Annotated in this window: 13 protein-coding genes; 6 read left to right on the forward strand and 7 right to left on the reverse strand. The window is 60.7% G+C overall.

What is annotated here, in order from left to right; genetic code table 11:
- Positions 1-170 precede the first annotated feature (170 nt).
- Positions 171-422 carry a hypothetical protein gene (locus BW14_RS07545; protein WP_140462996.1) on the forward strand — a complete coding sequence of 84 codons (252 nt, stop codon included), beginning with the start codon at positions 171-173 and terminating at the stop codon, positions 420-422.
- A 42-nt stretch (positions 423-464) separates the two neighbouring features.
- Here the strand turns inward: BW14_RS07545 and BW14_RS07550 are convergent, their stop codons facing one another.
- The 4 genes from BW14_RS07550 to BW14_RS07565 all read right to left on the reverse strand — a co-directional run bounded on the left by BW14_RS07550 (position 465) and on the right by BW14_RS07565 (position 7345).
- On the reverse strand, positions 465-2807 hold the full coding sequence (locus BW14_RS07550) for a YhgE/Pip domain-containing protein (protein ID WP_140462998.1): 2343 nt from the start codon (positions 2805-2807) through the stop codon (positions 465-467).
- Positions 2804-5548, reverse strand: coding sequence for a YhgE/Pip domain-containing protein (locus tag BW14_RS07555; protein WP_140489949.1), 2745 nt, complete (start codon positions 5546-5548; stop codon positions 2804-2806). The genes BW14_RS07550 and BW14_RS07555 overlap by 4 nt, the downstream gene beginning before the upstream one ends.
- A 302-nt stretch (positions 5549-5850) precedes the next feature.
- On the reverse strand, positions 5851-6618 hold the full coding sequence (locus tag BW14_RS07560) for a nitroreductase family protein (RefSeq protein WP_140489951.1): 768 nt from the start codon (positions 6616-6618) through the stop codon (positions 5851-5853).
- 349 nt (positions 6619-6967) lie between these two features.
- Entirely contained in the window at positions 6968-7345 is a 378-nt protein-coding gene (locus tag BW14_RS07565) for a DUF4235 domain-containing protein (protein ID WP_044090566.1), read from the reverse strand.
- 175 nt (positions 7346-7520) lie between these two features.
- Here BW14_RS07565 and BW14_RS07570 point away from each other — a divergent pair, with 175 nt between their 5' ends.
- Complete coding sequence (locus BW14_RS07570) at positions 7521-8234, forward strand: histidine phosphatase family protein (RefSeq protein ID WP_044090568.1); 714 nt, start codon at positions 7521-7523, stop codon at positions 8232-8234.
- A 490-nt stretch (positions 8235-8724) separates the two neighbouring features.
- On the opposite strand, the gene BW14_RS07580 is transcribed toward BW14_RS07570, so the two are convergent.
- Positions 8725-10209, reverse strand: a complete 1485-nt coding sequence (locus tag BW14_RS07580) for an amino acid permease (protein WP_140489953.1) — start codon at positions 10207-10209, stop codon at positions 8725-8727.
- Positions 10210-10237: 28 nt separating this feature from the next.
- Between BW14_RS07580 and BW14_RS12000 the strand changes: the two genes are divergently transcribed.
- A complete protein-coding gene (locus BW14_RS12000; protein WP_150335689.1) occupies positions 10238-10573 on the forward strand; it encodes a hypothetical protein in 336 nt (111 codons plus the stop codon).
- Between the two features lie 969 nt (positions 10574-11542).
- Here BW14_RS12000 and BW14_RS07585 read toward each other — a convergent pair.
- A complete protein-coding gene (locus BW14_RS07585) occupies positions 11543-12160 on the reverse strand; it encodes a TetR/AcrR family transcriptional regulator (protein WP_044090574.1) in 618 nt (205 codons plus the stop codon).
- Positions 12161-12330: 170 nt separating this feature from the next.
- On the opposite strand from BW14_RS07585, the gene BW14_RS07590 reads away from it, so the two are divergent.
- The 3 genes from BW14_RS07590 to BW14_RS07600 all read left to right on the forward strand — a co-directional run bounded on the left by BW14_RS07590 (position 12331) and on the right by BW14_RS07600 (position 18840).
- Complete coding sequence (locus BW14_RS07590; protein WP_140489955.1) at positions 12331-13035, forward strand: ABC transporter ATP-binding protein; 705 nt, start codon at positions 12331-12333, stop codon at positions 13033-13035.
- Positions 13036-13247: 212 nt separating this feature from the next.
- On the forward strand, positions 13248-17093 hold the full coding sequence (locus BW14_RS07595) for an FtsX-like permease family protein (RefSeq protein ID WP_181162337.1): 3846 nt from the start codon (positions 13248-13250) through the stop codon (positions 17091-17093).
- Positions 17094-17319: 226 nt separating this feature from the next.
- Positions 17320-18840, forward strand: coding sequence for an amino acid permease (locus BW14_RS07600; RefSeq protein ID WP_140489999.1), 1521 nt, complete (start codon positions 17320-17322; stop codon positions 18838-18840).
- 439 nt (positions 18841-19279) lie between these two features.
- On the opposite strand, the gene BW14_RS12005 is transcribed toward BW14_RS07600, so the two are convergent.
- A complete protein-coding gene (locus BW14_RS12005) occupies positions 19280-19435 on the reverse strand; it encodes a hypothetical protein (RefSeq protein WP_181162333.1) in 156 nt (51 codons plus the stop codon).
- Positions 19436-19621: the final 186 nt, after the last annotated feature.

Consider the following 19621-nt stretch of genomic DNA (forward strand, 5'->3'; position numbering starts at 1 on the left):
GTCCCTGGTCTCTCCCCCAGTCAGCTACGCTGACAGCCCCCTCGTCAGAGGGGGCCAGCACCGCCGCCGTCCGCCTCACGGTGCTGTGCTGAAAAGGGGAGCCGGGAATACAGTCAACGTAATAATGACGCGACATACGATGTCAATGCCGTCTTTACACTGAAAGTGCTATGCATTACTTCACGCCCAAACGCTGCGCCACGTCGAACAAAATCATGTACCACGACAAGGTACAGGCGCAGCATGCCGCGGAACAGAGCTTCATCGAGCGGGGAGCGGAATTGTGGGTGTACCGCTGCGAGTTTTGTGGCTGCTGGCATCTGACCCATCGCGATCCACAATCGAGTTATCGGTATATCCCGCTCAACCAGGACCTCAAACCGCATAGCCGCAAAAAAGGCTACAAACCACGCAGACGCTAGCAGTCTGTTTTGCAATTGTCGAGTGGCGTTGGTTTCCTCCGATCACATTACCTTGGTGCTTTCCAGATTGCGGATAATCCAATCATTGAATCGAATCACCGGCTTGCGAAGCAGCAAGCCGAGCAACAGCGAAGGCACCAGGAACAGCGCGAGCTTGCCCATCGCGATCCAATACTCCATGCCGTACGCTCCAGCCATAGCGGAGTGCATCGCGTCCACCGCATACGGGAACAGCAGCCATTTGGATACCACTTGGAAGAACGGAGGCAGCGTCTCAATGGGGAATGTGCCGCCGGTGCCGGCAACCTGCACCACCAATAGCACCACAGCAATGGCCTTGCCGATATCCCCGAACGAAACCGTAAGCGTATACACCATATTCGAGAACACCAGAGCGGCCAGCCAGCCGACCATCATAAATTGAACCGGATGCTCGCATTGCACACCCAAATACAACAGATCGCCAAGGCACACCAGCGTGCCCTGCAGCAGTGCGAGGAAGCCGAAGATCATGTATCGCCCGAAATACTCATGATGCAGATGCAGCCCAAACGCACGGGCATTGCCCGGGGACTCCATACGTGGCTTGGACAACACATCCAAAGCGGCACCGGGGCCTGCCTCGCGGCCGGCGATAAGAGCCTCCTTGATACCCACCTCGGTGCCGAGCGGCAGATCATTGCCCAAACCGAGGATTTTCGCCTTTTCATGGTCGGAGACGGACACCTTGAGCATGGCCACCAGAATGATGGCACCCACCCAAATGGAGAGGATTGTATAGAACGGGGTCATGGCCGAGCCGTAATTGGCGGTCGGGTACAGCGGGATGCGGTTGACCGACACCGGTGCGGACAGCATGGTGGCAAGGGCATCGGGGTCGGACGACAGTACATCGGACAATCCTGTGCGGCCGGCGCTGCTGGCGCTGCTGGCATTGCCCAGGCCGGAGAGCCGGCTGACCAAGGTGTCGAGTTTCTTCGCAGAGCGCCGGAGCGCGGCGGAAGCGTCGCCGAGCGAGGTACGAATATCACTGATGCTGGATGACAGGCCGCTCGACAGCTTGGATACGCTGCCGACAGTACGGCTGAGTCCGGCGATGACCGTGTCGGTCTGGCTGGCGACATCGTCCATGGCGGCGGTGAGTTTGTTGAGCTGCGGCTGCAGCGTATTCGTATACGTGTCGGATGCGTCGCGGATGGACTTTCGGGCTGCGGCAATGGAATCCTTGAGCTTCTGCCGGGTCTGCGCAACGGATGCCGTACCGTTCGATATATCGTTCGCCGCTGTGCCAAGGTCGGCGGCGGCGGACTGCAATTGCTGCTGCGTCTGCCGTGCCTGCTGCGAGGCGTTGGTCAGCGCCTGCTTGACCGCCGTGGAACTGCTGGAGTCCGCCAACGATTGCAAGGCGTCGGCATACTGGCCGAAGCTGTCCGCCTGCACCTGCACTGTGCCCTGCATGTCGGTCAGGGTGTGCGCCACCTGTGAAGCCTGCGTATCGATATTCGTGAAGGCGTCGTCGATCTGCGTACTCATCGCAGCATAGGCGCTATCGGCCTGTCCCAGTGCGCTGCTGATGCCCTCCATCGCGCCCGACACGGCTGCGCTGAGGCTGGCGGAACTGGACTTCGCCTGTTTCATGGCCTTACGGGCGTCCGACGCGGCCGAGTCGGTGGAACCGAGCAGCTTGTCCGTCGAGTCGATGATGCTGTTCGCCGCGCCCAGCAGATTCGAATAGGAGTCGATCTGCGACGCCATGGAGTTGAGTTTGGACGACGTGTCCTTCACATGAGTGGTGGCATTGGCGGCGTATTGCGCTATTTCCGGGCTTTGCGCATAGTCGGCCACGTTCGAGGCCAGATTCAGCGCCACGCTGGACAGTGTCTTTACGAACGTGCGATCGATGGTATTGGCCACGGTGCTGGCGCCCTCGTCCGTGATATGCGGGGCGATGGGATTGATTTTCTCGTTCAGATAGTATTCGAGCTGCGCATGCTTGATCTTGGGTGAGAACAGCGTCATCATATCCGCGCTGAAGCTTTTCGGTATGACCAGCGCCGCATAGTATTCGCCGGAATACACGCCGTCCACGGCCTTGTCGCGGTCCACGAACTGCCAGTCGAGGTCATGGTTGGCGCGCAATGCGCTGATGACGGTTTCGCCGACGTTAATGGGTACTGGAATCAGATCCGACTTATAGCCTGAGTCCGTGTTCGCCACCGCCACTTTCAAGGCTTTGGTATTGCCATACGGATCCCAGCTGGCCGCGATGTTGTACCAGGCGTACAGTGCCGGTACGATCACCAGGCCCATGGTCACGACCACCGCGATGACATTGCGGGTGGCCTGACGCAGGTCGCGCGTGAACAGTCGCCAGATCAGCTTCATCGCGCGCCTCCGCTCTGCGTGCTGCCTGTGTTGCCTGCGCTGTGTGCGCTGCCGGTATTGCTCATATCGCTCGTAACGTTCGCATTGTCCCATGCGCCTGCCCACGAATTCGCGTGCTTGTGACGAGCCCTGCGCCACACATAGCCGTTGAGCATGGTGTCGCGGAATTCATCGGCTGTCATTGCGCTGATGCCGATCTGACGCGCAAAGCTTTCCCGTATGTACTCCACAACGATGAGATATGCGTCAATGAGGATGATTGAGAGAATCCAGGCGGTCAGCATCGCGATTTTCGCGCGTGTGACGAACAGCAGAATCAGGAATACGAACGGCAGTACCGTAAGCAGCACCAGACCTGTGGTGATCAGGTGCGGATACCGGGCGAAGAAACGATGGGCGCGGCGGGTGATGAACGCGCGAAGGTCCTTGCTGCCGGATGTCGCGCCGAATACCGACGTGAGGCTTACCTGTTCGTTGACCATGCTGTTGTGCTCGGTGATCATCAGATCGGTGTCTCCCAGACGCCGATCGAACAGGGCGTTCAGATTCATCGCATAGCGGCGGACCACCAGCCCCACGAACAGGGCGACCGGCAGATACCAGGACAGATGCATCATGTCCAGCCAGTAGTGGTTCGCATAGGTGCCGGCTATCGGGCCGCGCATGGCATTGATGCCATAGGTGAATGGCAGCCACGGATGCAGTTCGCGGAAGAAGTCGGGCATGAGCTCGATGGGGTAGAGGCCGGATGCGCCCGGAATCTGCACGATGACGAGGATGACCGCCACGGCCTTGCCGATATGGCGGAACGCCACTGCCAGCGCATAGATGATGTTGATATAGACGAACGAGCAAAATATGCCGGCGAGCAGGAACAGCGCCGGATGCTCGCATTGGATGCCGAGGACGAGGTCGCCGACACATGCGATGAGCGCTTGCAGGAAGCCGACGGTGACCAGCAGCAGCCACCGGCCGAGGTACGCCTGCGTGGCGGTGACGTGGCGCAGATGCTCGCGGTCGACCTCCAGCTTGTAGATGGCGATGAGCACGAAGCCGCCCACCCACAGCGCCAGATTCGTATAGAACGGGGTGACTGCGGAGCCGTAGTTGTCGGTCGGATAGACGACTTTGGTGGCCAGACTGACCGGCTGGCTTAAGAATGTGCCGAATTCCTGATCATTAAGGTGCAGCGTATCGGTGAGGCTTTTATAGACGGCGGAACTGTCGAGTGCGCCCAGATCGGTGCGCACGGTGCGTACATCGCCGGCCAGCTGCGTGAGCGACTGCTGTGTGCCGGATACCGTGGAACGTGTCTGACTGATGGTGCCGGACAGTTGCTTGAACAATCCGTCCGCCTGATCGAGTGTGCCATTGAGCGAGACCAGCGTGCCATCCAGAGTGCCGTTGAGCGCGGCGAACCCGTTCAGGGATGCGTCGAGGTTGGGCATGACCGTGCCGGTCAGCGATTGGCGGGCCTGGCTGAGCGCCGCCAGGCCGCCTGTGGCCGCAGTGCCTATCGCCTTGGAGAGGTCGGTGGTGGCGTTCTTGCCGGAGCTGATGAACTTGGAGGCATCGGCGTGGAAGTCGTTGACTTGACTCTGCTGGGTGCTGATGACGTTGCTCAGTGCGTTGATTTGTTTCCATATCTGCTGGACGTTCGGGTCGCTGTTGTTCTCGTCGAGCCCTATCTGACGAAGCGCGTCCTTGACGTTGTCCAAAGCGGCCTGTGTGCGGTCGAGCGGTGCGTTGAGTGCGTTGGTGATGGAGTCGACAGAGTTCTGTGCGGTATTGAACGAGCCGATGATGGTGCCGGCCGCGGTGTTCACGTCCACGGCGATGCCGGACAGCTGGGCTGAACTGGTATCGAGCGCTCCCACCAGCGTGGTGGAGAAGGCCTGGGACCCCTGTTGCGCTTCGGCCAGCAGTGTGCCGGATTGCTGCGAGGCCTTGCGCGCGCTCTCAATGGACTGTTTCAGGGAGTCGGTAGTCGCGGTGGCGTCCGCGATGGTGCTGTCCGCTGCCTTAAGTGCGGCGGACAGGTCGGTCAGCGACCGGTCCACGTTGTCGAGCGTGGTGAGCACCGTGTTGAGATCTGCGATGGAATCCTGTTGGGCGGCGTCTCCAGCCTTGTCCAGTTCACCTTTTGCTGCGGAGATGGATGACATCACGGTATCGCCGACGGTGGCGATGAATGCGGCGTTGATCTGTTCGTCGATGGTGGTGGCGCCGGTGTCGGTGATCTTCGGCGCGATCGCGTTCTTTTTCTCGTTGACGTAGTAGCGGATCTGGGGATGCTTGGAATTGGTGCCGCCGGTGGAGCCGCTGGTGGATTCGCCGGTGGAAGCACCGGTGGAACCGCCGGTGACTGAGTCGACCAGGCTCTCGCTGAAGTCCTTCGGCAGTACGATGGCCGCATAATATCGGCCGGTTTCCACGCCTGAGATGGCGTCATCCTCGCTGTCCACGAACCGCCAGCCCAGCTGATGATTGTCTTTCAGCTCGCTGACCACCTGATCGCCGGCGTTGAGCTTGCCGACCAGCTCGTTGGAGGTGCCGCGGTCCTCATTGGCAACGGCCACCTGCAGGTTGCCGGTGGCCGAATATGGGTCCCAGTTGGCGAGGATGTTGAACCAGGCGTAGAGCGAGGGAATGATGGCCACACCCAGCGTGACTACCACGGCAACCGGGTTGCGCAGGATACGTAGTAGGTCACGCCGATAAATACGCCATATTGTCCGCATGAGGACCTCGGTTCTAATTGGCGATGTTGCGTGTGCCGGTCTGCTTGTCGGCCTGATAATCCGCACTGGCACTGAAACCAACAAGCAGTCTATTCCCTGTGTTGCCGGGGAAGGTTCGGCAACACAGGGAACGCTCACGATTCGGCCCCTGCGTGTCCAACATGTGGTCTCAAGGTGTGGAATCGAAAGGGGCCGCAGCAAGCTCGCCCGAGGTATTGCACAGCGGAGCCACGTGATGTTTCACGGAGTGTTTCACATGGTGTTCTACGTGGCCCCACCGGGTGTCTGACAAAAGCGGTTGTCTACTTGTCCAAGTCGAATCCTTGAGCGGCGGCCTTGTCAAGCAGCGTCTTGCCGCTCACGTCCTGCTGGCTGACTGTGGCGATCTGGTCGCTGAACGCATCCACCGGACGATCGGTCTGGCGCAGGTCGTAATACTGGTGCACTGCGGCATCGAACTCGGGCAATCCGGCGAGCACGGCATCCCCATCGGCCGGATAGGTGTTCTCGAAGAACTGCATCGTGCGCGGCATGCGCGGCTTCAATGCGGGCTCCTGATCGGGCTTGCCGATGGCCAGGCCCAGTACCGGGTAAGTGTATTCGGGCAGATGCAGGGTCTCGATGAGGCCGGGGATGTCGTTGAGTGGCGAGCCGAGGATCACGCATCCCAGTCCGAGCGAGAACGCGGCCGTCTCCATGGCGTGCAGGGCGAATGCGGCATCGTTCTGGGACTGGGTGAAACGGTAGCTGTTCTTCAGATGGAACGCCTCGGACTCGGGGTCGATGCCCTTGGACTTGACGATCAGGGCGTTGCGGTGCTCATCGATGATGAACACGTACAGCAGGGGAGCGGTGGCGATATACGGCTGATTGCCGTATTCGGCGATGGTGGCCTTGATGGTCGGGTCGCTGATGCGGATGGCGGACCAGTCGTTGAGGAACTGGCTGGATGCGGCGTGTTGGGCGACGGTCTCCAGCGTGGCGACGGTATCGGCGTCGATGGCTTCATCCTTGAACTTGCGGATGGAGCGGCGGTTGAGCAGGGTTTCGATAGTTGCGTTGGTAACCATACCTGCATTGTCGCACGTCTCACGGGCGGCTGCAGGTATTTTGTGCTTTCGGGGAACCGACTGCAGGTATTTTGTGTCTCGTTATGACCTTATATGGCCTGTAACTATGCACAATTCACCTGCAGTGGCGGTATTTGTACCGGTTTTACCTGCAATCAGGGTTGCTTCATGGCTGCAAAATACCTGCAGGCCTAAGGGAGTTTGGCCGAATGGGTTGCTATGCACCCATAAATAGGCTTGTTCTACCTGCAGCGCCTTTTGAAAGACGTGGGAACCGCAGTCTGCTGCAGGTGATTTGTGCCTAATTGTGAATCGACGGCTTGCCAGTGTTCGGCGGTCGTGTTTGGCGTCACCGGTGCAATCGGCGATGACGCCGATCGACCAGCGCCTGCGAGCCGCGGTCGGACAGCTGCGAGACCACCGCACCGCATGCGGCGGATATCGCAGCGAACGCGAGGCTCATCATCAAGCCCTGCGGCGCATCGGCGGCAAGTCCTTTGCGGAGATTGCGACGGGCCACGCCCTTGTCCCACACGGTCTGCAATACCTTGCCGGCCGCCAGTCCCGCCAGCGCCGGGACCGCGGACTTGAATAGCTTGTCCAGCAGCGAATCCGGGTCGTTCAGTCGGCGGTCGCGCAGGTTGTTGACGGCGTCATCGACGCGATGTAGACCATCCACCACCTGGTCGGCCTCGGTATGCAGGGCGGAGTCCATGTCATTGCTCATAGCCTACAGTCTAATGTCTTGGCTCGAATGGATTCGCCTCGCCTCACCTCGCGAGCTGTGCGGATGACCGTTGTGCGGATGACCGGTGTGCGCGGTACTGCAATACCTCAATCGAAATCACAGCAGTCGTGTGGCGAAAGTGGAGTCCGGGGCCCGCAGAGACTACAGTGGAGGCATGAGCGAACAGAATCAGAATGGCACCGTTGCTGTTGAATCGTCTCGTGGGGGCACTGGATTTTTGGTATTGCTGCGTCACGGACAGACCGTATGGAGCGAATCCGGTCAGCATACCGGCCGCACCGACATCCCGCTGACTGAGGTTGGCCGCCAGCAGGCGCGCGAGGCCGGGCAGCGGTTGCGCGACGCGTTCCCGGGAGGGTTCGCGGACGGCTGTGTGTTCTCCAGCCCGTTGAAGCGCGCGCGTCAGACCGCAGCGCTCGCTGGATTCGAGAATTGCGGCGTGCTGGATGGCATCGCCGAATGGGATTATGGTCCGGCCGAGGGCCGTACCCGTCAACAGGTGAGCGAGGCCTGCGGCTTCCAGTGGGATATCTGGCGTGACGGGCCGCGCTCGTTGGGTGCCGATATGCAGGGTGACTGGGTGGAGACCCTGCCGTCCGGCGAACAGGTTGCTGTGCACAACGGCCCCGGCGAGACCTTGGAGGAGGCCGCCGCGCGGGCCAAGGGGGCCATCGACGAGGTGCTGCCGCTGCTTGAAGGCGGGCACAACGTGCTGTTGGTGGCGCATGCGCATATCCTGCGCATCCTCACCTCGCAATGGCTGGGCGTCGACCCGCATTTCGCGCGCCTGCTGCGCCTCGACACCGCGCATTACTCGGTGCTGAGCGTCTACAAGGGCGATCACGTCATCGAACGGTGGAACGCCTGAGCTAGGGGATTGCGGCTGTGGTTGGAAGGGCCGCCCAATTCGGTAGCAGTATCGCCGCCGTTAACCCCGTTTGTAAAGAACTCTCACTGAGCGCTCCCCAGTGAGAGCTTTATCGTGTCACGATTATAGAAATCGTGTTACTACTGTGCGGTGCGATATGTCTGTTTACTGCTTTGCGGTTTGCCCGGCAAGCCTAGAACAAGTTGACCAGATACGACCAACGGTTGCACGTAAGTGCGCATCGTGTACGCAGTACTATCCAGACCGATGAAGTCTGCAAAAAGTACAATGTTTAGTTTGAGTTTATCAAATTATGTACAACACTTTGGCGTTGCACTTGAGATTTTCAGGTTGTCTCAGTAATGCCCTTTATCCGTGTAGGGGTTCCCTCAATTCGGTAGCAGTATCGCCGCCGTCAGCCCCGTTTGCAAAAACTCCCACCGAGAAGCTCTCGGTGGGAGTTTTTGCAAACGATCCCTACTCGCGCACCCTACTTGCGCGCCTGAGTGAGCTGATAGGCCACGAAGAGGATGGCGAGCCAGATCACGCCGGCGATGACGGCCACGCGGTAGCTGGCGGAGAAGCACATCAGCACCACCACGAGCGCCAGGAAGGCGAGTACCACCCAGGGCGTGACGCGGGCGAACGGCAGTTTGAAGTGGATCGCGTCGAGCGCTTTCTGGCCGGAGAGGCCGGCCAGTGCGGAATCCTCGGGGGCGTTGCCGGCGGCCACCACCTTGCGGAACTTCATTTCGGTGAACATGATCATCGTCCAGTTGATGATGCCGGCGATCGTGGCGATCGACATCAGGTAGTTGAACGCGAACTCGGGCCACACGAACACCACCACCACGGCGATCGCGGTGATCACCGCAGAGGTGAGCACGCCGGCCACCGGCACGCCATGCGCATTCAAGCGGCCCAGATAAGCGGGCGCGTTGCCCTGCTTGGCCAGCGAGTACAGCATGCGGGAGTTGGCGTACAGGCCGGAGTTGTAGACGCTCATCACGGCGGTCAGGCACACGAAGTTGAGGATGCCGGCGGCTGCGTGGATGCCTACGGAGTCGAAGATCTGCACGAACGGGCTGGGCGTGTCGTCGCCGCCGATGGTGTTCCACGGCACCACGGCCATGATCACGCCGAGCGCGCCGATGTAGAACACGAGGATACGCCAGATGATGTCGTTGGTGGCGCGCGGAATCGTGGTGCGCGGATCCTCGGTCTCACCAGCGGTGATGCCGATGAGCTCGGTGCCGCCGAAGCTGAACATCACGACGACCAGCGCCATCAAGAGGCCGGTCCAGGAACCGTCCTGAGCCTGGCCCATCAGGCCGTGCGGGAAGAAGCCGCCGCCCACCGTGAACCAGTTGGCGAAGCTCGCCTTGATGCCGGATGCGGTCGGCAGGGCGAAGACGATGACCGCGAGGCCGCCGATGATCATCGCGATCACGGCCACGATCTTGATGATGGCGAACCAGAATTCGAACTCGCCGAACTTGGAGACGCCCAGCAGGTTCGCGGCGGTGATCAGCACGAGGAACACGGCTGCGGAGACCCAGGTCGGAATCGCGGGGAACCAGTAGTTCACGAACGAGCCCACCACGGCGAGCTCCACCATGGAGACGAGGATGTAGTTGAACCAGTAGTTCCAGCCGGAGATGAAGCCGGCGCGCTTGGACCAGTAGCGGGTGGCGTAGTAGCTGAAGGCGCCGGCCTTCGGGTCCTCGACCGACATCTCGCTCAGCGCACGCACGATCATGAAGATAGCGAGTCCGCCGATCAGGTAGGCGAGCAGGATGGACGGGCCGGCCAGCGCGATGGATTCGCTGGAGCCGTAGAACAGGCCGGTGCCGATGGCGCCGCCGAGCGCGATCAGCTGGATGTGGCGGTTCTTCAATGATTTGCGCAGCGTTGCGGGAACCGGCACGTCGTCGGTTTCGCGCGGCTTGCCGCTGGGTGCGTCTGCAGTGCTCATGATGGTGTTTCTTCTTCTCTGATTATGGATGGTACTGCGCATTGCAGCCCTGATGCTTCCGCGGCGGCTGCGGCGCGCAATGCAGGCCATTGTATGCCGCCCGCGTCGCATTTTGTGTGATGCGTTCGGTTGGCGGCGCGATATTCGACCGTGTCACGGTGATTTGGGCGTGATGCTGTGCTGTGCAACGGTGCTGTGCAACTTGCGTGTGCTCATCCACCACGGTGAGGGACACCTGATAATGGTGTTCGCCATCGGCGTCCGTTGCGCAGAAGTCGACTTCAGCGGCCCCTATTTTGCCGATGTTGACGGTTCGGTAGCGGCGCTGTTGTGCTGTATGGGGATGGCTGGTTTGTCTCTGTAGCGGGGAATCGTGCTTTTGTGTTGTATCGGGACAGTGTGGCGGCCGTGTTTTTGTCCCTGTAGCTGAAAAACCTGCCTTCGTGGTGTACGGGGACGGTTGTCTTTGTCTCTGTAGCGGGAAACTGTGCCGTCGTGGTGTACAGGGGCAGGTTTTCGTGTCCCTGTACCGTGTATCGGCGTTTTTTGTTCTTCCGGGACAGTTTTTCCTGTCGTCACTTGTTGCCCGCATTGCGGGCATCTTCGGAAATCCTTGATATTAAGCCATTCTTTGCGTGTGGGGATTCGTGAGGTGCCGAGATGTCGGGAGATTGTCTGTCCTTATACGCGACAAGCCGCTGATTGTGGCTACAGGGGCACGGAATCATGTCCCTGTAGCCGAATTTGGGGTGATTCTCGCGTTCCGGGACAGTTGCGTCGGGCGGTTGCGCCGAAGCCGCTCCATGATCGTCCCTGAATCGTCCGATTCGATCGCCGGCATCATGACTCGCTGCAGGTGCCGCCTCATGCAACCATCCCGAGCAGTCGCCGCGTGCAGCCATCCCGGGCGGTCGCCGCGTGCAGCCATCGCGTGCAGCCATCGCATGCGGCCATCTCATGCCGCCCCCGAGCAGTCGCCTCATGCAACCGCCCGAGCAGCCGCCCCATGTAACCGCCCGAGCAGCCGCTCATCCGCCATCCCGAGCCGCCATCCCAAGTAACCGCAGTCACCGCTGCCGCGCCTTCATCTCGGCGCGCGCGACCTGCTCGATAGGGGCGGCGGTCAACCTGAACGCGCATTCCGACCATGCCATGTCCAACATGACTGCTGCTCGTTGCGGAACGTCACATCAGACATCGCCTCCCTGAAGTGAAACCTATCAGTCACCTGATAGGTTTTGCCGTTTATATCGATTTTAATCAGTTGGCTGATGGGTTTGTGCGGTTGGGGTGTGAGCTGAGCATGGCTCGGCATGGGATCGCGCTCTGGCTCCTACGCCCGCGCGTTGTGTCGCTGGAATGAGGGTATGGTGGGTGAGTCGCCGTCATGCCTTGGCAGGGCCATGGTGAGGATGGTGCGGGCCACGGCTTCCGGCGTGGCCGTGAGGTCGGTGGAAAGCCAGTACTGGATGAGTCCGATGCTGCCGGATACGGCGAATCGCATGCGCATCTGCGCCTCGGTAGGGTCGGGTGCCCCGGATTGCATTTGCTCGGCGACGCCTCGCCGGCTGTAGATCAACTCCAGCAGCTGCTGCTGGAATCCGACGTCGGCCTTGGGACTCATCAGCACCTGCAGATGATTGCGGTTGTCGGCGATATACCGGCAAATCTGCTCGATGATGCGCTCGATGCCGGAGACGTCCAGCTGGCGCAACAGCTGGTCGAGCGCCGCCGTGACCCATGCCATGGTCCCGTCCTCGATGTCATGCAGCAGCTCGTCGATGCTCGCGTAATGCGCGTAGAACGTCGAGCGATTCACATCCGCCCGCTCGCACAGTGCCTTGACGGTGATGGCGTTGACCGGCCGCTCGCGCATCAGTTCGATCAGCGCATCCTGCATGGCCTGCCGTGTATATCGTGTGCGGCGGCTCTCCGTCATGTCCTTGGTCATGCAATCGTCCTTCTGCCTGGGGGGCTGTCCGGTCTTGCCTGGTTCTGCGTAGTCCGACATTATGCAAGCCGACTGTCGGTTGTGGAACCGACACAGTGTTGTTTTACTGGAGTATAGCAATCATTCGTGGGTTGTCGTTCGGGATTGTCATTCATGGGCAGGGGAGTGCGATGGCGTATATCGAATTCGATCATGTGGTCAAGGAGTATGCGACCGGTGCGGGCGAGCCGATCCGTGCGCTCGACGAGGCGAGCTTCACCGCCGACCGAGGCGAGCTCACGGTGATACTCGGCCAGTCGGGTGCCGGCAAGACCACGGCGCTCAACATCCTGGGTGGCATGGATACGGCCACTTCGGGCCGCGTGGTGGTCGGCGGCCGTGACATCACCGGCCTCGGCAAGCGCGAGCTCATCGGCTACCGTCGCACCGACATCGGCTTCGTATTCCAGTTCTACAATCTGGTGCCGAACCTCACCGCACTGGAAAACGTGGAGTTGGCCTCACAGATCTGCCCCGACCATTTCGACCCGGCTGAGACGCTGGGCAAGGTCGGGCTCGGCAATAGGCTCGACAATTTCCCCGCTCAGTTGAGCGGCGGCGAACAGCAGCGCGTCTCCATCGCCCGTGCGATCGCCAAGAAACCGAAGCTATTGCTCTGCGATGAGCCGACCGGTGCGCTCGATTATGAAACCGGCAAGGAAGTGCTGCAGTTGCTGCAGGACATCTGCCGCGCCGAAGGCATGACCGTGCTCATCATCACGCACAATTCCGCGCTCGCGCCGATGGCTCACAAGGTGATCCACTTCCGCTCCGGCAAGGTGGTGGGGCAGGAGTTCAACGTCGCTCCCACGCCCATCGCCGACATCGAATGGTGAGGCCGATGACAATGGCTGCGAGACACGGGCGTAACGGTGGCGGCGACGTTCCGCGCGGGGGATTGCCTGCAACCTCTGGAAGGGTGACCGAAGACCCCGAACAGGGCGTGGAACCTTCTGTGAAACCTTCTGTGGAACCTCCCGTGAAACATGTTGTGAAACAATCTGTGAAACATGAAGAAGAGCGTCGTTCCAGCGATGACGGCAGCGCCATGCGAGGCGCAGGCCTCTCCGGCGCGTTCGCCAAGGATATGTGGCGCTGCTGGCTGCGCAGCTGGAAGCGATTCGTGTCGATCGCCGTCATCACGATGCTCGGGGTGGCGGTGCTGACCGGCATCTACGCCGGATGCCGTGACGCCTTCCTCGCCGCAGGCCGGTTCTACCATCAGCAAGGCCTGCATGATCTGCAGGTGCTTTCCACATACGGTCTGACCGACGACGATGTGGCCGCATTGCGCGAGGTCGAAGGCGTGGAAGTCGTGCAGCCGGAGCGCTCGCAGACGGTCACTGCATCAGTCAAAGGTGCGAAGAAAACCGTCACCATGCAGGAGATCGGCACCGAGGGGCTGGACCAGCCGTATCTACAGCGTGGTGAAATGCCAGACAAAGCCGGTGAAGTGGCGGTGACGCAGCAGTTTCTGGACGACAGCGGTCTCAAGATCGGCAGTCATATCACCGTGACCGCTCAGCAGACTGCGTCGCCGATTGCTGGGGCCATGCCGTCGGGAACAAGCGTTGACGACAACGGCAATAGCAACGGCAATACAAGCAGTGACACCGCCGAAGTCGAAGGTACGGGAAAGGCGGGTGCAGCGCCTGATGCTGCAACATCGCCATCGACAGGTACCGGGATCGCTTCCTCCGCCTCGGACGACTCAGACGCTTCAATCACCGATACCGAGCAAGCCCCGCAATTCCCCACGGAACTCACCATCGTCGGCGTGGTGCTCGACCCGCGCGACCTCAGCAATCCGGCGGGCTACTCCAGCATGACCTCCTTCCGGTCCACGTCAGCCGAGGATTATGTGTTCTTCGCGCCCAGCGCGGGAGTGACCGGCAACGTGTACACGGCGATCTCCATCGCCGTCGCAGGCGCGTCCGCATACGACACGTTTTCTGATGATTATGACGCCATCGTTAAGACCGTCGCCGACCGCATCGAGAGCCAAGTGCAGAACGAGCAGCAGAAAACCCGGCGCCAACGTATCGTGGCCAACGCGCAGAGCACGCTTGATGATGCCAAAACCAAGGCCATGAAGCAGCTTGATGACTCCCAAAAGGACATCGACGGCAATCGAGCCGAACTGCAGGCCAACGAGAAAACGCTGACAGACAGTCGTACCCAACTGGAGCAGAACAAGACGGCTCTCACCGACGGCGAGCGGCAGATCGCTGAGGGACGCACGCAGATCGCCGACGCACGCCAGCGCATCGCCGAGGGACGCACGCAGATCGCGGACGCTCGCGCCCGACTCGAATCCGGCAAAGCGCAACTGGCCAGCGCTAGGCGGCAACTTGACGCTGTGCAAGCCGAGCTGACCGCCAATCGCACCAAAGTCGAACAAGGCATCACACAAATCGGCCAAGGCATGGCGCAAATCGATCAGATGCTTGCGCTGATCGAACAGGCCGATGGATTGCTGGCCCAGCTCGACCCCAATATCGACCTTGACTCGCCCACCTGGCAGGCCATCAAGGCACTGCTCGCGCGCCTTGGCATCACCGTGCCGGACGTCCCCTCCATCGGGTCGCTCAGGCAGCAGCTCGCCGCCAAACAGGCCGAACTACAGACCCAGCGCGATTCGCTGGCCGGACAGCAAGCCGAACTGCAGCGCACGCTGAACGAGACCATCATCCCTGCGCAATCCACCTTGGACGAGCAGAACCGGCAGTTGAGCGCCAAAGAACAGGAGACCGCCGCCGGCGAAGCCCAGCTCAATACGCAATCCGCCGAACTCGAGGCCAACGCCACCCAGCTGGAAACGCAGTCGGCGCAGCTCGAAGCACAGGCCGCGCAGCTGGCGGCCGGCCGACAGCAGCTCGAAGAAGGCGAACGTCAGCTCGAACAGGGCGAGCGGCAGCTCAAGGACGGCAAGCAACGACTCGACGAAGCGCAACAGCAATTGGACGCCAAGCGCAGCGAGGCGGAAAGCACATTCGCCCAGCAGCAGCGCCGCATCGACGACGTGGCCAACGCGCGCTGGTATGTGCAGACGCGCGCCTCAATCGGCGGGTTCAGCGCATTCAAATCGGACATCAGCTCCATCGAATCCATCGGACGCGCGTTCCCCGTCGTGTTCCTGGTGGTCGCCGTACTGATGAGCCTGATTACCATGACCCGCATGGTCGAGGAGGACCGCGGCCTCATCGGCACATATCTCGGGCTTGGCTACGGCGGTCTCACGGTGTCCATGCGATACCTGCTGTTCGCATTGCTCGCCTGTCTGATCGGTGGCGGGGTCGGGTTGCTGGCCGGATTCCTCGGCATTCCGGCGTTCCTGCTCGTGGTGATCGAGGGGCTGTACGTGCTGCCCGGCGTGCGGCTCGAATATGACTGGCTGTATGGCTCTGCGGGCATCCTGCTGTTCGTGGTGGGCGTGGGTGTGGCGACCGCGCTCGCCTGCCGAGGCGAGATACGGCATGCACCGGCCGTGCTGATGCGGCCCAAGGCCCCCAAGGCGGGCGCGCGCATCCTGCTGGAGCGAATAACGCCGGTATGGGGTCGGCTGAGCTTCCTCGGCAAGGTGACCGCGCGCAACATCTTCCGGTTCAAGGAGCGACTGCTGATGACCGTGGGCGGAGTGGCCGGCTGCACGGCGCTGATCGTCTGCGGATTCGCGATCAACGACACCGTGGCCACCATCGGCGTCAAACAGTACGAGAAGATTTATCAGTATGATCTGATGGTCGTGTCCAACGACGACGATGCCGCCGCGATGCGCAAGCGGATTACGGCGGACGGGAAGACCTCCGAAACACTGGATTTGCGCGTAGACAACGGTACGATGAGCAACTCCGCGCAGGAGAGCGAGACCGTGCAACTGATGACGGTTCCGGAGGATTCGCTCGCCGCGCTGAACGACATGGTGACGCTTCGACCGGCGGATGATGGCGGTTGGCTGGGGCTGCCGAGGTTTGCTGATGTGGCGGATTGGTTCGGCGGCTCCGGTGGCCGCGGCAGCTCGGTGACGCTGGATGACAGCGGGGTGATTGTGGCGCAGTCGGCGGCCAATTCGCTGGGCGTGCGCACCGGAGACACCGTGACGCTCGGCAATGGCGGCAGCACGCGCGCTACGGTGAAGGTCGCCGCGGTGACGCGCAACCTCATCGGCTCGGATGTGTACATCAGCGAGCGGCTGTATGACCAGAAGTTTGCGGGTGACGGCTCCTCCCGGGCAGACGGCGAGGCGGCGTCTGCTGCGGATGGTGCTACTGCGGATGGTGCTGCTGCGGATGGTGCTAAGGATACGGATGACTCGGCAGCGTCGTCGAATTCCGATGTATCCTCCTCGACCCTGACGTGGAACGCCATGCTGGCCAAGCTCAAGGGTTCCGATGCCGATCAGATCGCGTATGCGGACCGGCTGGGCGAGGATTCGGCGGTGCTCAAAGCGGTGAGCTCCGCGCATCTGGCGGAATCGTTCAAGTTCGATCTGATGGGAGCGGTGGTGGCGCTGATTGTCGGACTGGCGGGCGGCCTGGCCTTGGTGGTGCTGTTCACGCTGGCCAATACGAACGTCTCCGAACGGGTGCGTGAGATGGCGACGCTGAAGGTGCTCGGCTTCTTCGACCGGGAAGTGCACTCATATGTGAACCGCGAAATGCTGATACTCACCGGCATGGGCGTGCTCGTGGGGCTGCCGCTCGGCCGGTGGATAGGCGGCTTGCTGACCGCTGCGCTGAACATGCCGTCGCTGTATTTCGAAGTGGAGGTGCACTGGTATAGCTACCTCATCGCCGCTGCAGCCACGTTCGCGTTCGCGCTGCTCGTGCAGCTGTTCACCAACCCGGTGCTCGACCGGATCGACCCGGTCAGCTCACTCAAATCCGTGGAGTAGCAGTTCAATTTATGCGACAATAATTGAACTTTTTGGATGGAAATTTACAACATTGTTACGCCTGTTCGTTGAACCGCCGAGGCTTGCGTATGCCAAGCAATGCTACAGTCTGAACTTGAATTGAACAGTTGGCGTGCCTGCCTATGCGATTGATATCGGCATGGGCGGCGCGCAGCGGGAAAGAACGAGTTGTATGACCGAATCGAACACGACGGCCGGAAGCGGTATGGGAAGCGTTGACGTCGCTGGGAATAAAAGGGATTCCGGTACTCTGAAATCCGTCGAAAGCCTCGACAAGAACAACGAGATGGCGCGCGGCCTGAACAACAGGCACGTGCAGTTCATCGCCATCGGCGGCACCATCGGCACTGGCCTGTTCCTCGGCTCCGGCAAATCCATCGCGCTGACCGGTCCGAGCATCGTGTTCGTGTACATCGGCGTGGGCATCATCATGTTCCTGCTCATGCGCGCCATCGGCGAGCTGATGTACCGCGACCCGAGCCAGCACACGTTCATCAACTTCATCACCCGCTACCTCGGCCGCGGATGGGGCAAGTTCGCCGGCTGGTCGTACTGGATCGTGCTCGTGCTCATCGGCATGAGCGAAATCACGGCCGTCTCCACGTACTTCATCACGTTCTTCGACACGTTCGGCTTCGATCTGAGCCATTGGAAATGGCTGATCGAGCTGTGCTTCCTCGCCGCGCTCGTGACCATCAACCTCATCGCCGTCAAGGCGTTCGGCGAGGCGGAATTCTGGTTCTCGATGATCAAGATCACGCTGATCTGCGCGATGATCGCCACCGCTGTGGTGATGGTGGTGATCGGCTACCATTACGACGCCGTGCAGATCACCGGCCAGGACGGCATCTCGCCGGCCGGTCACGCGGGCATCGACAACATCACCAACAACTTCCAGATCGCGCCGAACGGCTGGCTGAGCTTCCTGATGAGCTTCCAGATGGTGTTCTTCGCGTACGAGATGATTGAATTCGTGGGCGTCACCGTCTCCGAGACGCAGAATCCGAGGAAGGTCTTGCCGAAGGCCGTCAACGAGATCATCGTGCGCGTGCTCATCTTCTATGTCGGCGCGCTGCTGGCCATCATGGTGATTGTGCCGTGGACCACGTTCAAGCCGAACAAGGATGGCTCCTTCGCGTCCCCGTTCATCATGGTGTTCCAGTTCGCGGGGCTCAAGTGGGCTGCCGCGATGGTGTTCTTCGTGGTGATCACCGCGGCCTCCTCGGCCCTGAACTCGCTGCTGTACTCGGCCGGCCGTCACCTCTACCAGCTGGCGAGCGAGTCCGAGTCGCCTGCATTCCAGAAGATCGGCCAGGTCTCCCGCCGACAGGTGCCGGCGCGCGCGATTCTGGTGTCCGCCGCACTGATCCTGCTCTCGCCGATCGTCAACGCGATCCCCGGCGTCTCCGGCGCGTTCGTGCTGTTCGCCTCCGCCTCCAGCGCCGTCATCGTGTTCATCTACGTACTCACGATGATCGCCCACCGCAAGTATCGCCGATCCGCCGACTTCATCGCCGACGGCTTCGTGATGCCCGCGTGGAAAGTGCTCAATACGGTGGCGATCGCGTTCTTCGTGTTCGTCTACTGCACGCTGTTCCTGGCCGACGACACGCGCATGTCCGCAATCGCCGGACTGGTCTGGCTCGTGGTGTTCGGCGGCTACTGCCTGCTGCATGACCGCTTCCAGAATCGCGATCTGAAGGCCGCGCTGCAGCATCACGACTGAACGCGCGCGGCACTGTACTGCGCTGCACCCATAAGCCCCGGTTCCTGCATCGATGATGCCCGGATACCGGGGCTTTGTGCATCTCACCGTGGGGTCTACGTTGCTGTGTTTACCATACGGACCGGTATGCGTCAGGTATCCACTATGTGAGTAACGAATCATCGAATATCGGGTGTGTCAACCAGCTGTCGCAAAGGCGTCTGCTTCATTTACGAACGGCATGATACGGCCAAGGCATGCAGGCCGGTCGACGAGCCGAAGCTGTCTTTCTTTCATATGAGAAATTGTGGCGAAAGGATGTGTGATTTCCTGCATGGAAGAAAAACTGGCGCGATGATGCGAAATCGGCTACCGTGGCACGAAAGAGTGTCGCGACAGCCGATATCTGAGTTCTTTATTGTCTCGTGTGGTATGAGCCGCGCCGGAATGGCGTCTGATTTCAGTGCAGCGCGGGGCGTCCTCCGGCGAAACCGTACTGCAATGTGCCGTGCACCAGCGCAGAAGTGAAGTGAGCCGTGCACAGACCTGCCTCTTCGGCTTCATGCGTGCATCCGGCAATACTGCACAGTAAGACCTTGTGATTGCGAATCATCATTAATCCCCTTCATTGGGATGGCGTCCATGCCATCTATTGGTTCCCAGCATAGGCGAACTACGTCATAAAAGCCAAAGCACGGGCGATTCTGCGCGGTTTTGAGCGATTCGAGATGGATTGTTGGGATTTTTGCGCGTCCCCGCGAGCGGCAGCGAGTTGGCGGTGGGCGGAGCAGATAAGCACGTC

The sequence above is a fragment of the Bifidobacterium sp. UTBIF-68 genome (genome assembly GCF_006408855.1).
Lineage (GTDB): Bacteria > Actinomycetota > Actinomycetes > Actinomycetales > Bifidobacteriaceae > Bifidobacterium > Bifidobacterium reuteri.